This window comes from Staphylococcus cornubiensis (assembly GCF_900183575.1).
In the GTDB taxonomy this organism is placed as follows: Bacteria; Bacillota; Bacilli; order Staphylococcales; family Staphylococcaceae; genus Staphylococcus; species Staphylococcus cornubiensis.
Genome location: NZ_FXUZ01000001.1, coordinates 490,747 through 505,662, shown reverse-complemented (window position 1 = coordinate 505,662; position 14,916 = coordinate 490,747). Strand labels below are relative to the sequence as shown.

14 protein-coding genes are annotated in these 14,916 nt (G+C 35.2%); 11 read left to right on the top strand and 3 right to left on the bottom strand.

Features of this window, described 5'->3' with window-relative positions; translation table 11 throughout:
- Positions 1–230: 230 nt before the first annotated feature.
- Complete coding sequence (gene rpmG / locus CCE82_RS02525) at positions 231–380, bottom strand: 50S ribosomal protein L33 (RefSeq protein ID WP_014613994.1); 150 nt, start codon at positions 378–380, stop codon at positions 231–233.
- Between the two features lie 171 nt (positions 381–551).
- Between rpmG and rpsN the strand changes: the two genes are divergently transcribed.
- From rpsN to CCE82_RS02510, 3 genes are all read left to right on the top strand, one after another.
- Positions 552–821, top strand: a complete 270-nt coding sequence (gene rpsN / locus CCE82_RS02520; RefSeq protein WP_086427855.1) for a 30S ribosomal protein S14 — start codon at positions 552–554, stop codon at positions 819–821.
- 80 nt (positions 822–901) lie between these two features.
- A complete protein-coding gene (gene guaC, locus CCE82_RS02515) occupies positions 902–1,879 on the top strand; it encodes a GMP reductase (RefSeq protein ID WP_086427854.1) in 978 nt (325 codons plus the stop codon).
- A gap of 6 nt (positions 1,880–1,885) precedes the next feature.
- Positions 1,886–2,902, top strand: a complete 1,017-nt coding sequence (locus tag CCE82_RS02510) for a CAP-associated domain-containing protein (protein ID WP_206184367.1) — start codon at positions 1,886–1,888, stop codon at positions 2,900–2,902.
- 213 nt (positions 2,903–3,115) lie between these two features.
- Here CCE82_RS02510 and lexA read toward each other — a convergent pair whose 3' ends face one another.
- A complete protein-coding gene (gene lexA / locus CCE82_RS02505) occupies positions 3,116–3,739 on the bottom strand; it encodes a transcriptional repressor LexA (RefSeq protein WP_019165388.1) in 624 nt (207 codons plus the stop codon).
- A 144-nt stretch (positions 3,740–3,883) separates the two neighbouring features.
- Here lexA and sosA point away from each other — a divergent pair, with 144 nt between their 5' ends.
- The 7 genes from sosA to sbcC all read left to right on the top strand — a co-directional run bounded on the left by sosA (position 3,884) and on the right by sbcC (position 12,216).
- Positions 3,884–4,117 (top strand): DNA damage-induced cell division inhibitor SosA, encoded by a 234-nt coding sequence (sosA, locus tag CCE82_RS02500; protein ID WP_086427853.1) that lies wholly within the window; start codon positions 3,884–3,886, stop codon positions 4,115–4,117.
- A gap of 275 nt (positions 4,118–4,392) precedes the next feature.
- Positions 4,393–4,629: a DUF896 domain-containing protein gene (locus CCE82_RS02495; RefSeq protein WP_086427852.1), complete on the top strand. Its 237-nt coding sequence runs from the start codon at positions 4,393–4,395 to the stop codon at positions 4,627–4,629.
- Positions 4,630–4,733: 104 nt separating this feature from the next.
- Complete coding sequence (gene tkt / locus CCE82_RS02490) at positions 4,734–6,719, top strand: transketolase (protein ID WP_086427851.1); 1,986 nt, start codon at positions 4,734–4,736, stop codon at positions 6,717–6,719.
- 157 nt (positions 6,720–6,876) lie between these two features.
- Entirely contained in the window at positions 6,877–7,104 is a 228-nt protein-coding gene (locus CCE82_RS02485; protein ID WP_014613986.1) for a YneF family protein, read from the top strand.
- Positions 7,105–7,423: 319 nt separating this feature from the next.
- A complete protein-coding gene (locus CCE82_RS02480) occupies positions 7,424–7,891 on the top strand; it encodes a CcdC family protein (protein WP_086427850.1) in 468 nt (155 codons plus the stop codon).
- Positions 7,892–8,059: 168 nt separating this feature from the next.
- On the top strand, positions 8,060–9,181 hold the full coding sequence (gene sbcD / locus CCE82_RS02475; protein ID WP_206184360.1) for an exonuclease subunit SbcD: 1,122 nt from the start codon (positions 8,060–8,062) through the stop codon (positions 9,179–9,181).
- Between the two features lie 2 nt (positions 9,182–9,183).
- Entirely contained in the window at positions 9,184–12,216 is a 3,033-nt protein-coding gene (gene sbcC, locus CCE82_RS02470) for an exonuclease subunit SbcC (protein WP_086427848.1), read from the top strand.
- A 212-nt stretch (positions 12,217–12,428) separates the two neighbouring features.
- Here the strand turns inward: sbcC and mscL are convergent, their stop codons facing one another.
- Positions 12,429–12,788, bottom strand: coding sequence for a large conductance mechanosensitive channel protein MscL (gene mscL, locus CCE82_RS02465; RefSeq protein ID WP_086427847.1), 360 nt, complete (start codon positions 12,786–12,788; stop codon positions 12,429–12,431).
- A gap of 238 nt (positions 12,789–13,026) precedes the next feature.
- Here mscL and CCE82_RS02460 point away from each other — a divergent pair, with 238 nt between their 5' ends.
- Complete coding sequence (locus tag CCE82_RS02460; protein ID WP_086427846.1) at positions 13,027–14,661, top strand: BCCT family transporter; 1,635 nt, start codon at positions 13,027–13,029, stop codon at positions 14,659–14,661.
- Positions 14,662–14,916: the final 255 nt, after the last annotated feature.

Genomic DNA, 14,916 nt, shown 5'->3' with positions numbered 1-14,916 from the left:
AATATAAAGTGTAAGCAATTTGGTGGTAAATACGTCTAAAAGGTGTAGTATAAAAACAAGTGAATTGGGTGATTGTAGGTAAATAAAAAGTCAAATGATTGAAGGTAATGTTCAAAATCATTTGACTTATGTCGTCGTATTTTAATTATAAGCAAGGTGACGCGTTCGTTCATTGATTGTTGCACAAAATAAGTGTTTGACAATCAATTAAAGTGAATCATTCACTATGATTATTTTGTTTCTCTGTGTAGAGTGTGTTTGTTTAATCTTGGGCAATACTTCATCATTTCAATACGCTCAGGATTAGTTCGTTTGTTTTTAGTTGTGATGTAATTACGATCACCACATTCAGTACATGCTAATGTTACATTTACGCGCATGAGTAGTCCCTCCTTTTCAAATTGAAACTATTATGATTTATTATTTTAGCACGTGCTAGGCGATTTGCCAACTCTTTTTTATTTTCCTTCATTAAAGTCTTGCCAAGTAGGAGAGGCGTGTGCTAATATGTAAAACGTAATAATTACGATTTACGAGGAGTGTTCATATATATGGCTAAAAAGTCAAAAATTGCGAAAGAGCAAAAAAGAGAAGCATTAGTCGCAAAATATGCTGAACTACGTAGAGAATTAAAAGCAAAAGGTGACTACGAAGCTTTAAGAAAATTACCAAGAGATTCTTCGCCAACGCGTTTAACACGTAGATGTAAAGTGACAGGTCGACCTCGTGGTGTAATGCGTAAATTTGAAATGTCACGTATTGCATTTAGAGAACATGCACACAAAGGTCAAATCCCTGGCGTTAAAAAATCGAGTTGGTAAAAAGATTTCCTCTTTATTTTACTTTGTTCCTTAAAGGTAGTATATTATCAAAGGAATAAATAGATAAAGGGGCTTTTTTTATGAAAATTTTTGATTACGAAGACATTCAACTTATCCCAAATAAAAGCATTGTGAAAAGTCGCTCAGAAATTGATACATCCGTACAGTTTGGACCGAGACGCTTTAAGTTGCCAGTTGTCCCAGCGAATATGCAAACCGTGATGAATGAAACTTTAGCTGAATGGTTTGCACAAAATGATTACTTCTATATTATGCATCGTTTTGATGAAGCGGCACGTTTACCATTCGTTAAAAAAATGCAAAGTAAAGGACTATATGCTTCAATTTCTGTAGGTGTCAAACCAGGTGAATTTGAATTTATTGATTCATTGAAAGCTGAAAATTTAACACCAGAATATATTACAATTGATATTGCACATGGTCATTCAGATCAAGTCATTGAAATGATTCAATATATTAAGCAACATTTACCTAAAGCATTCGTTATTGCAGGAAATGTTGGTACACCAGAAGGCGTGAGAGAGCTTGAAAATGCTGGCGCCGATGCAACAAAAGTAGGTATTGGTCCAGGTCGTGTTTGTATAACGAAAATTAAAACAGGATTTGGTACAGGAGGTTGGCAATTAGCAGCAGTCAATCATTGTAGTAAAGCTGCGCGCAAACCTATCATTGCTGACGGTGGTATTCGTACACATGGTGACATTGCAAAATCAGTGCGTTTTGGTGCATCAATGGTCATGATTGGGTCACTATTTGCCGCTCACGAAGAGTCACCAGGTGAAACAGTTGAAATAGAAGGTAAAAAATACAAAGAATATTTTGGAAGTGCTTCGGAATATCAAAAAGGTGAACGTAAAAATGTTGAAGGTAAAAAAATGTTTGTAGAACATAAAGGATCCCTTCAAGATACACTTGTGGAAATGCAAGAAGATTTGCAAAGTGCGATTTCATACGCAGGTGGTAAAGACGTCGATGCATTGAGAAAAGTGGATTATGTCATAGTACGCAATTCTATCTTTAACGGAGATCGTGATTAAAAGGAGCTGTTCGTTATCAAAAAATTTCTCTCATTTATTCTTGTCGGTATTATATTTTTGTTACTCATACCTATTCAGCCTAATGAAACGCTTTCTAAAATTGCAGCACCGATTACACAACAAATCGATCAACTTGTAGAAGGTAAAACAAACGAAACAACGTTAAAAACACCGAAATCACAAAATTTTGCAATTAGAAATATTCAGATGAACATGAATCGTAATGAAGTAGAACAAAAACTAGGCCAACCAGAGTCAGAAATTGGTAATGAATATGGTACAAAATGGGAAGTCTATCATCAAAATTTTAATAATTTTGTGATGGTCAGCTATATTGATAATAAAGTGCATGGTTTATATACAAATCAAAATATGATTACATCTAAAAGTGGTGTGAAATACGGGACACCTCAAAAAACTGTGCGTAAAGAATTAGGTCAGCCAATCAAAGGTATTCAAAAAGGGCGTACGATTTATGAAAATGATAATGATGAGTACGATATTTTTGATAAAGATGGTATTTACACAACTGTATTTTATGATCAACACGAAAACAATCAATTAACAGGAATGATGCAAATCAGTCATCAAATGGAAAATAGATTGAACAGTCAATATGCGGCGCCTTCTGATTATTTAAAAGAAAGCTTTGAGAAAGAAGATTATTATTTATTAAATGCAGAGAGAGTTCAAAAAGGATTAAAACCCCTTGAGTATTCAAATGCATTAGCTCAAACGGCACGAAAACATAGCACGGATATGGCAGAGCATCAATTTTTCGATCATACAAACCTTAAAGGTGAGTCACCATTTGATCGTATGGAAAAAGATGGTCATCAGTATCGAACAGCAGCTGAGAATCTCGCATATGGTCAAACGAGCGCGATTTTTGCACATCACGGTTTAATGAATTCGAGTGGCCATCGTAAAAACATTTTGAATAAAAATGTACAAACAATCGGTATTGGTGTAGATTTTAACGACCAACGACAGCCGTATTGGACTGAAAATTATATTGGATAATGTTTTTGGATGATGATTTTTGGGAATATCACTAACGGAAGTGATTCAAATGAAAGCAAAACAGAATGATTCAAAACAAAATATAATAAACAAAAAGAAAAAGCCAGATGATATTTTAATACAAGTGAAAAAAATTCTGCATAAAAAGTAGAGAGAAATGGACCTTACAATTTAACGTAAGGTCCATTTTTTGAAGGAGTGGTCGTCACACGATTACATTTCTCTAAACAAGCCAATGACTTTACCTAATACTGTGACTTGCTCAAGGTAGATAGGCTCTAAACTACTATTCTCTGGTTGTAAACGATAACGATTTTTCTCTTTGTAGAAACGTTTAACAGTGGCTTCATCTTCCTCTGTCATTGCAACTATAATGTCACCATTTTCGGCGATTGATTGACTTCTTACAATGACTTTATCTCCGTCTAAAATACCGGCTTCAATCATACTGTCTCCTACAACGTTAAGTATAAAAATTTGGCCATTGTGCGTTGAAGTGAAGTGTTCGGGCAACGGATAATATTCTTCAACATTCTCAATTGCAGAGATAGGTGTCCCGGCAGTAACTTTACCGATAACAGGGACATATATCGTTTCTTCCATATTAACAGGTTCGCCCATCAATTCATTCACAATTTCTATAGCGCGAGGTTTTGTCGGGTCACGTCGAATATAACCCTTTTCTTCTAATCTTGATAAATGTCCATGTACAGTTGAACTTGAAGCTAATCCCACAGCTTCACCAATTTCACGAACACTCGGTGGATACCCTTTTGATTGAACGACATGTTTAATAAATTCGAATATTTCACTTTGTCTTTTAGTTAATTCTCTCATTTTCCACACTCCTTCTCAGTACTATTTGTTGATATTATATCATACTACACGAACATTAACAAACGTTTGTTCGTTTTGGTGTTGACATAGAACATTCGTTCTGTTAAATTATTAATACAAACAAACGTTCGAGGAGTGACGAAGATGCTTCACATTAAAAATTCTGAAATTTACCTGTTTTTATCAGTGTTTATCATATCATTAATCTTATTCCTATCTTTCTTCTTATTAGCAACTGAGGCAAGTAAAACAGAACAAACGTACGAAATGACGGATCATCAATTAAAAGAGACGCAAACAGAACAACAACAAACATACGAACAGAAACGCAATCATACTAACGAACAGTCCGTTGTAGCAGTGACTCTAAGTTATTAAATAGCATTGGAAAGACCATAGAGAGAAAAGGTATCATGTTATCTACCTTCTTTATGGTCTTTTTTCTATTCCTTCTTTATAAATATATGTTTCATTCAATGATGTGAAAGTGTATTTTTTAATAGGGAAAAATATGGTAGCAAGTGATGTAAAATCATGCGGTTAAAAAACGCTCAAACTATGATAACGCTTACTTTTATGCCGAGTTCAAGCATTTGGTTTTATGACATTTTTCTGTTATATTTTTGTAAAGAAAACTACGGAGGGGAGCAAATATGCTTAGTAAAGAAAAGTTAAACCGTATTAATGAACTAGCAAATAAGAAAAAAAGCGAAGGGCTTACTGAGACGGAAGCAAAAGAGCAATCTAAACTAAGAAGTGAATATTTAGAAGTTTTTAGAAGCAGTTTTAAAAGTCAAATCGAAAATACAAAAGTGATTGATCCGGACGGTAATGATGTGACACCAGAGAAGCTTAAAGAAGTTCAGAAGCAAAATCAATTGCGTAGTTAGTATTTTTGAATATAATGGATACCGCGGTGCCATTTATTAGGTTTAAGACACTGTTTCGGTTATAATGAAATTATGATATGGAATGAGAAAGGAAGGATTTTCAAATGACTCAACAAAATGATAGCTTAGCTATAAACACACTACGTGGATTAAGTATTGACGCTATTGAGAAAGCAAACTCAGGTCACCCTGGTTTACCAATGGGTGCAGCACCAATGGCGTATACTTTATGGACACGCCACTTAAACTTTAACCCAAATTCAAATGAATACTTCAACAGAGACCGCTTTATTTTATCAGCAGGTCACGGTTCAGCATTACTTTATAGTTTATTACACGTGTCTGGTTCACTAGAGCTTGATGAGTTAAAACAATTTAGACAATGGGGTTCTAAAACACCTGGACATCCTGAATACCATCATACTCAAGGTGTAGAAATCACAACTGGACCACTTGGACAAGGTTTTGCAATGTCTGTCGGTATGGCAATGGCAGAAAAACATTTAGCTGCTAAATTCAATAAAGATATCGATGTTGTCGATCACTACACTTATGTATTGGCATCTGATGGTGACTTAATGGAAGGAATCTCACATGAAGCAGCTTCACTTGCAGGTCACTTAAAATTGGACAAATTGATTACACTTTATGATTCAAACGATATTTCTTTAGATGGTGAAGCTTCAAAAGCATTCTCTGAAGATATTAAAAAACGTTTCGAAGGTTATGGTTGGAATCACATTCTTGTTAAAGATGGTAATGATATCGAAGCAATTGATAAAGCCATTGAAGAAGCTAAAGGTCAAAAAGGGCCAACAATCATTGAAGTAAAAACAATTATTGGTTTCGGTTCACCTAATAAATCTAATAGCAATGCTTCACACGGTGCACCACTTGGTGAAGAAGAACGTAACTTAACTTTCGAAAACTATCAACTTGATCCTTCTAAACACTTCCATGTTGAAGAAGAAGTTTATGACATTTTCAAATCAACAATGATTAAACGTGCTGATGAAAATGAAAAAGCATGGAAAGAAAAAGTTGAAAAATATGCTGAAAAATACCCTGAATTATATAAAGAGTTCCAAGATGCAATGGCAGGCAAATTACCTGAAGGCTATGAAAAAGATCTTCCTAAATTTGAACTTGGCCATAAAGGTGCGTCTCGTGCAGACTCAGGTGAAGTGATTCAAGCATTAAGCAAAGCAGTACCAACATTGTTTGGTGGTTCAGCTGACTTAGCTTCATCAAATAAATCAAACGTTAAAGAAGAAACAGACTTCTCTGCTGAAAACGGAGTGGGTAAAAACGTTTGGTTCGGTGTACGTGAATTTGCAATGGCAGCAGCTGTTAACGGTATGGCAGCACACGGTGGTTTACACCCATATGGTGCGACATTCTTCGTATTCAGTGACTATTTAAAACCAGCATTACGTTTAGCAGCAATCATGGGATTACGTTCAACATTCGTATTCACACATGATTCAATCGCTGTAGGTGAAGACGGTCCAACTCACGAACCAATCGAACAATTAGCTGGTTTAAGAGCAATCCCTAACTTAAACGTGATTCGTCCAGCTGATGGTAATGAAACACGTGTAGCTTGGAAAGTTGCTGTTGAATCAAATGGCACACCAACTGCATTAGTATTAACTCGTCAAGGTTTGCCAGTATTGGATGTTGAAGAGTCAACAGTTGAAGAAGGCGTAAGAAAAGGTGCTTACGTAGTATATGAAACTGAAAAATCTCCTGAATATGTATTATTAGCATCTGGCTCTGAAGTAAGCTTAACTGTAGACGTAGCTAAAGCGCTTGAAGAACAAGGTAAAGGCGTACGTGTTGTTTCAATGCCAAACTGGAATGCATTTGAAAATCAATCAAAAGAATACCAAGATGAAATTTTATTACCACATGTTGAAAAACGTGCAGCTGTGGAAATGGCAGCTTCATTAGGTTGGCATAAATATGTTGGTATGAACGGTGTAGTTGTAGGTATTGACCGTTACGGTGCAAGTGCGCCTGGCGACTTAGTTGTTGAAAAATACGGCTTCACTAAAGAAAATGTTTTAGCAGAAATTGAAAAATTATAATTTCGTCTAAAATAGTGTCAAATATACAGTCGAGCTCAATCAGTCGATTTTGAGCTCGGCTTTTCTTTTTTGATTTGGAATAAATTTCTCTTCCATATCTTGAAAAGCATACATAATTTTAGTAAAATGCAAAAGGATAAAGAAAGTGGGTGAAACTATGGCTACATGGTTAGCAATTTTATTAATTGTTATTGCACTTATCGGTGGATTAGTTGGGGGCTTTTTCTTAGCACGTAAATATATGATGGATTATTTAAAGAAAAACCCACCAATCAATGAAGAAATGTTACGCATGATGATGATGCAGATGGGACAAAAACCATCTCAAAAGAAAATTAATCAAATGATGACAATGATGAACAAAAACATGGATAAAAAAATGTAATGTTCTTTAAAGTTAATGATAGCAAGGATTTGAGCCTGTAAAGAAAAATGGCTCAGCCTTGCTATTTTTTCTTTTGGAATGAATTTGCGACAAAATAATATTTAATAATCATTTCACACAAATACCTATTCCCATGAGTTGTGTGTGCTATGAAATAAATCGAAAGATATTTGAACGGTTTTTTGTTATGGCGTGTCGCAAGCAGTCTTAAAAATATCATTCCGTTCTCAATCAAAATGACAAGTGAACAGTATTACTCAATTCACATGTCATATGATATACTTATTGGTATCGTTGGATTACGTTAGGAGGAGCAGCGTTGACATATTTAGTTATATCCATACTCATTGCTTTTGTGATGGGTGCAGGCGTCATTGTCATTAGAATGAAGGCGCAAAAATATCCAGTAAATACAAAGAAAATTATTTTGCCTCCTTTCTTCATGGCTACTGGTGCACTGATGTATGTCGTCCCTTATTTTAGGTTAACTGGATTTGAAATCATTGAGTCCATCGTCTTAGGGGTTGTTTTTTCAAGTGTACTCATCATGACATCGCATTTTGAAGTTAAAGGTAGCCAAATCTATTTAAAAAAATCAAAAGCATTCCCATTTGTACTTGTGACGTTGTTATTAATTCGTACAGTACTTAAAGTCTTTTTAGGAAATTCTGTAGACCCTGGGGAGTTAGCAGGCATGTTCTTCTTGCTTGCGTTTAGTATGCTTGTACCTTGGCGCCTTGCAATGCTTTATCGATATAAAAAAATTAAAAATCAGATTGTGGCATAGTGCATTTTTATGGACCTTAGCAGTGATAGTGCTGCGAGGTCTTTTTCTATAGGCGAAGTGCAGTCAAGTTATGGATCTTTTTATTAGGATAAAAAATGTATGTGTCACTTGAAATGATCATAAGCTTGCTATAAAATAAAATCGAACATTTGTTCTGAGGTGATGGAATTGAAATTAATACATACAGCCGATTGGCATTTAGGCAAAGTTTTAAACGGTCATTCGTTTTTAGAAGATCAACAATATGTACTACAACAATTAATTGAAGTGCTTGAACGTGAACAGCCGGATGCATTGATTATTGCGGGTGATATTTATGATACGGCTTATCCGAGTAAATATGTGATTAAAGTGATGGAAGCAACGATTGCGAAAATAAATTTAGAGATGCAAATTCCAATTATTATGATTAATGGAAACCACGACGGCAAAGAACGTTTACGCTATGGTGCGTCCTGGTTTCGACATAATCAGCTTTATATTACAACGGAAATCGAACAGTTTTTTGAGCCTGTCGTTTTGGGGAATGTAGCCATTTATACACTTCCATTTTTTACTTTATCAGAAGCGCGTGAGTTTTTAGAAGTCTCTGTGGAATACTACGAAGAGGCCGTAAAGAAATTAGTCGATATGGTGCGTCCACAGCTAAATCCTGAGATGACAAATATATTAGTAGGCCATTTTACATTGACAGGTGCGCCGAAAAGTGACTCAGAACGTGATATAACAATAGGGACTATCGAAGCCGTTTCGCCACAGTTTTTATTGGATTTTGATGCGGTCATGCTTGGTCATATTCATCATCCTTTTGCGAGCCATTATCAAAATGTCGTTTATAGTGGTTCGTTATTACAATACTCTTTTTCTGAAACGCAACAAGCTAAAGGGGTCCGTTTGTTTCAAATTGAATCAGAGCAAGCGATGCGACAAGTTTTCATTCCATTAAAACCAATGCGAGAGTTAGAAGTCGTTGAAGCTACTTTTGATGATATCATGAATGGTCGATTTAAACGTAAAAGTGATGATAGTTATTTTCATTTTAATGTTGAGCAATTAACGCATGTCAAAGATCCGATGCAAAAGCTCAAACAAATTTATCCGAATACACTTTCTTTAACGCAACAAATACACCCCTCATCGTATCAGTCTAGCGTGCTTACAGATGTTAAAAAGTTATCGCCATTAGACATTGTGGGTCGATTTTATCATGAAATGACCAGTGACGCGCTATCAGAAACACAAAAAAATAATGTTGTACAGTTGTTAGAAACAATGGATGAGGAGGAGTAATCGTGAAACCATTAAAATTACATCTTCAAAATTTTGGACCGTTCTTAGATGAAACGATTGATTTTTCCCGTATACAGTCTAATCAACTGTTTCTTATTAGTGGTAAGACAGGATCAGGTAAAACGATGATTTTCGACGGAATTGTGTATGCGTTGTATGGACGTGCTTCTACTGAAAAACGAGAAGTCAAACATTTGAGAAGTCATTTTGCAGATTCGACAAAGCCTTTAACCGTTACATTTGAGTTTGAAATTGCGGGACGTGCATATAAGGTTGTTCGAGAAGCTTCATTTTTAAAACCTGGCAACAAAAATGAAACCAAACCTAAACTTGAAGTGTACCGTCATGAGGAAGGAAGCTATGCGCTTATAGAAAGTACGATACAAGCAGGAGAACGTTTTATTCTAGAACTCCTTAAATTGAAGCAAGATCAATTTAGACAACTTTTCGTATTGCCTCAAGGTGAATTTAAGGAGTTTTTAGTTTCAAATAGTACAGATAAACAAACCATTTTACGAACTTTATTTAATACACAATTATACGATGTGTTAAAAAATCGCCTCACAGATAAAACTAAAAATATGAAAATTGAGATCGACAAGATTTATACAAAGATACAAAGTGCTTGGGATGAATTATACACACTTGATGATTCGGATTTAGTGGTGGAAAAAGGATTGAAAAGTGAACAATATGATTTAATGATTGCGGCGTTACCTCAATTTGAATCTACTGCCGAACAACGTGTCTCAGAAGTGGAAAAAGAGAAGTTTAAGGTGGAACAAGCATTAAATACTGTGAATGAAGCAGTGAACCGACAAATCTTGCGTCAACAATTAACTGAACAGCAGGAACAGTTTAAAGTAGAATTAGGTCAATTTGAAACACGTCAAACTCATATCCAGCAACTTGAACAGCAATTAAAGTTAATGAATGAAAGTAAAGTAGCGCTTAAAATGTATCAAAATCTTCAAGAAGTTGAAACGGCACTCAAAGCGCAACAAAATGAGTATGTAGAACTTCAAAGCGAGAGAGAAAAATTAGAAACGCAGCAAGTGGAACAACAACAAGCACTTGAAACCCATTTGTTGCAAGAAGCGGACATGAACAATAAAACGCAATACCTTGAACGGACGCGGCATTTTTATCAAGAAAGTGATCAACTGAAGGAAAAACATGAGCGTCTTACGAAAATTGAGCAAACGATTCAAACCTTAACGCAACAAAACGAGGCAGAATTACGAAAACTTGAAGCAATTGACAAAGACGATTTGGAACGTCAACCTGATTATGAACAAAAATCGCAATTGCAAGCACAGCAAGCTTCATTAGTCGAAACGATAGCGACGTTACAAGCTGCACAAAAAAATGCTGATATGCAAACACGTCAACAACACCAACTTCAAGTCTTCACTGAAGAAATGCATCGAATCCATCAAGAAATCGCTGAACAGCAAGCCAATATTCAAGACATCTCAGACTCTGAACAACAGTTGTTGAATCATGAACAGGCTGTGATGACGTTACGCGCAGTTTTAAGTGAAAACGAGCCATGTCCTGTATGTGGACAAACTGTACATCAAATGGAAGAAGATGCCCAACTAGAGGAAATTAAGCGGATTCAACAAGAGAATCATACAATTGAGCAAGCACTTGAAACACTTAAAGAACAAAAAATCAAATGCGATGCGAATATAGCCCATACAAAAGCACGTCTTGCTGAAATCGGTGATGTAGACTTTAATGAAGTAGACCTCACGAAAGCACAAACTGATCAACGCGAAATTAAGAAAAAAATTGAAAATATCAATACAGAAAATGCACGAATTATAGCAATACAAGAAGAAGTAGGACGTATTCGTAAATCGATGCATGACAATGAGCAACAAATCGAGTTGTTAAAGAAAGAGCAACAATATATTCAAGAGCGTATGGATAGTTTTATGGCGGAAACAGAATACGAGGATATTGACGCCTTTAAAGCATTGTTTATCAGTATGAAATCAGCTGTTGATCAGTTTAATCAACAAAAAGTAAAACTTACTGAACAGTGTGACCAAATCAAAGCGACGTTAAAAGAGCAACAATATGAAATTCAATCGTTAAAACGTCAAATCAATGAGCGTACCAAACAAGTACAAACGTTAAATACTGATATTGATGAGGCACTCACGGCATTAAATATTCAAAACCGCGAAGTATTATTTGATATTTTACAAGAAAGTGTCCATAAAGATGAATATGAACAAGAAGTGACGACGTACTATCAAGAAAAGCAAGCTGTACAATTTAAAATACAAGATGTTTCTCAGCAACTTTCATCAATTAAGGTTGAGGATTTAGATGCTTTAAAAATGCAGCAACAACAGCAACGTGAAACTTTTGAAGATGTTCAACGACGTTTCAATGAATATGCATTTCAGGCGACGCAAAACAAAAAAACCGCTCAAAAAATTAAAGATGAAGTGGCTTACCTGAAGAACACTTTAAATGAACAAATTGAGTTATTCCAACTTGCTGAAATTTTAAGTGGTAAAAATGCACATAATCTGACGCTAGAAAATTATGTTTTGATGCATTATTTAGAACAGATTTTGTTGAAAGCGAATCAAAGGCTACTGAGTATGACGGGACAGCGCTATGAATTAGTGAGAAATGAGAAAAAAGGAAGAGGCTTTAGTGGTTTAGAGATTGAGGTGTTTGATTACTATTCTAACCAAGCCCGTCACATAACGTCATTATCTGGTGGCGAGACTTTTCAAGCTTCACTTGCGTTGGCATTAGGTTTAAGTGAAGTCGTTCAAAGTGAGCAAGGGGGTATCGCGTTAGATGCGATGTTTATTGATGAAGGATTTGGGACGCTCGACCAAGAAACATTAGAAACTGCTTTAGATACTTTAATTCAATTACAATCTAGTGGTCGTTTAGTCGGTATCATTTCGCACGTTTCAGAATTAAAGAATCGTATTCCTATTATTTTAGAAGTTGTTTCGAAAAACTATCAAAGTACAACGTATTTACGAAGCAATGAATAAGTGTAGCTGTCTTTTTGCTACTCTTGTATTAATTCAACATCTAAAACAGTGAAGCGATTCGTCAGTTTTTGAATATAAGCAAATCAGAGTATCCGTATTTTAGTGACAAATTCAACCTTGTTGATGGCTTGTTTGAATGTTATAAAGGGCGTCCGATCAATAAGAGAAGGGCTAGAACAACTTAATGTCCTAGCCCTATCACTTAGTCCTTATTATTTACTGCCTTTACGTAATAAGTCACGAATTTCAGTTAATAATACAATATTTTCTTCTACGACAACTTCTTCTTCTTTTGGTTTCACTACAGTATTTGCAATTTTAACAAAAATGAATAATGCAAATGCGATAATAATAAAGTCGATAATAGATTGAATGAAAATACCATATTTAATACCATACATTGACCAGTTTTTCGCAAAGTCTACTTCGCCGAATAATAAACCGATTAATGGCATGATGATATTTTCAACTAAAGATGTAACGATTTTATTAAAAGCGGCCCCCATAACGACAGCGATAGCTAAATCAAGTACGTTACCTTTTAAGGCAAAGTCTTTAAATTCTTGTAGCATGTCCAATTCACCTCTAATTGTATATATTTGAATAACAAAAATGATTATACACTAAAGAAAAATTATTGCAATACGAAATTTTCGTAAAAATCCTTACATTTTTCAGTACATTGATTATATGATAATGTTTTGTTATGGTATATATGTCGATTGCACTTTTAATTTAATTATTGAGTTTTTTTAATTATTAGTGTCTAGTACTTAAAATTTAATATTAGGAAAGGGAGTATGTTATTTTATGAATTCTTCAACTCCAGAACCAAATGGTAAGAAGTTTTCTCCTGTATTCTTAATTAGTGCGATTATTGTCTTTGCGATTGTACTAATTGGTGTATTCATTCCAACGCAATTTGGTGAATTTACGAATACGATAAAACTTTGGATTACAGATAAACTGGGTTGGTATTATCTTATTTTAACTACGATTATCGTGTTCTTCTGTATCTTTTTAATTTTTAGCCCAATTGGGAAATTGAAATTGGGACGCCCTAACGATAAACCAGAATTCAACACAATTTCTTGGTTTGCGATGTTGTTTAGTGCTGGTATGGGTATCGGTCTTGTATTCTATGGTGCAGCTGAACCGATTTCACACTTTGCGTCACCCCCAAATGCAGACCCACAGTCTACGGAAGCATTTACTGAATCATTGCGTGCGACTTTCTTCCACTGGGGCTTTCATGCATGGGCAGTTTATGGTGTCGTTGCGTTAGCGTTAGCGTATGCACAATTTAGAAAGGGAGAACCGGGATTACTCTCTAAAACGTTACGCCCAATCTTGGGAGATCATGTCGATGGTATTGTCGGAACAATTATCGATGTGTTAGCAGTGTTTGCAACAGTGATTGGTGTTGCAGTTTCACTTGGTATGGGGGCATTACAAATCTCAGGTGGTTTGAATTACTTATTCGGTTTACCTAATACAATTGTGACGCAATCTATCATTATTGTAGTCGTTACGATTTTATTTATCATGAGTGCTTGGTCAGGTTTAAGCAAAGGTATTCAATATTTAAGTAATTTAAACATTGGACTTGGTACATTATTGTTAGTTGCCGGTTTAATTGTTGGACCGACAGTGTTAATTTTAAATATGTTTACAAGTTCAACAGGTAGCCTTTTAAATAGTTTCTTATTCAACAGCTTTGATGCAGCTGCTACGAACCCACAAAAGCGTGAATGGATGTCTGACTGGACACTTTACTATTGGGGTTGGTGGTTAAGTTGGAGCCCATTCGTCGGCGTGTTCATCGCGCGTGTATCTAAAGGACGTTCAATTCGAGAATTTATTTCTGGGGTCTTACTTGTACCTGTTATCGTAAGTTTCATTTGGTTTAGTGTATTTGGCGTATTAGGTATTGAAACTGCTAAAAAACATAAAGAAATTTTTGATATGTCAGCAGAAACACAACTGTTCGGTGTATTCAACCATGTGCCACTTGGTATGGTACTGTCTATGATTGCTTTATTATTAATCGCATCATTCTTTATTACTTCAGCAGATTCAGCGACATTCGTTTTAGGTATGCAAACAACGAATGGTTCCCTTAACCCAAGCTCATTCATTAAAGTGACTTGGGGGATTGCACAATCACTAATCGCATTTGTTCTGTTACTTTCAGGTGGTGGTGACGGCGAAGCAGGTTTAAATGCATTGCAAAGTGCGGCGATTATTAGTGCATTGCCATTCTCCTTTATTGTGATATTGATGATGATTAGTTTCTATAAAGATGCCAATAAAGAGCGTAAATTCTTAGGCCTTACATTAACGCCGAATAAGCATCGTTTGAAAGAATACGTTGCAAATTCACAACAAGATTATGAAGATGAATTAATTTCAAAACGTAAAAGCTTACGCGAACAAGAAAAATAAAAATGACTTTTTACGGTTGGTGATTGCATATCATCAGCCGTTTTTTAATGCGCTTATTACGCTGAAGTCCATCTAGCTACCTCTATTCAACTATGTTATTGAAAATCATTCTCAATTAATAACATATACTTATAACGCTATATCAATATTATAACTTTTACTTATAGCAACTGATTAGAAAGTCAAAACTCCAAATGGTTACTTTTGCTCTCCATTTAGTTGTTTTCATAAAGCGTTAATTATACAATTAAATAA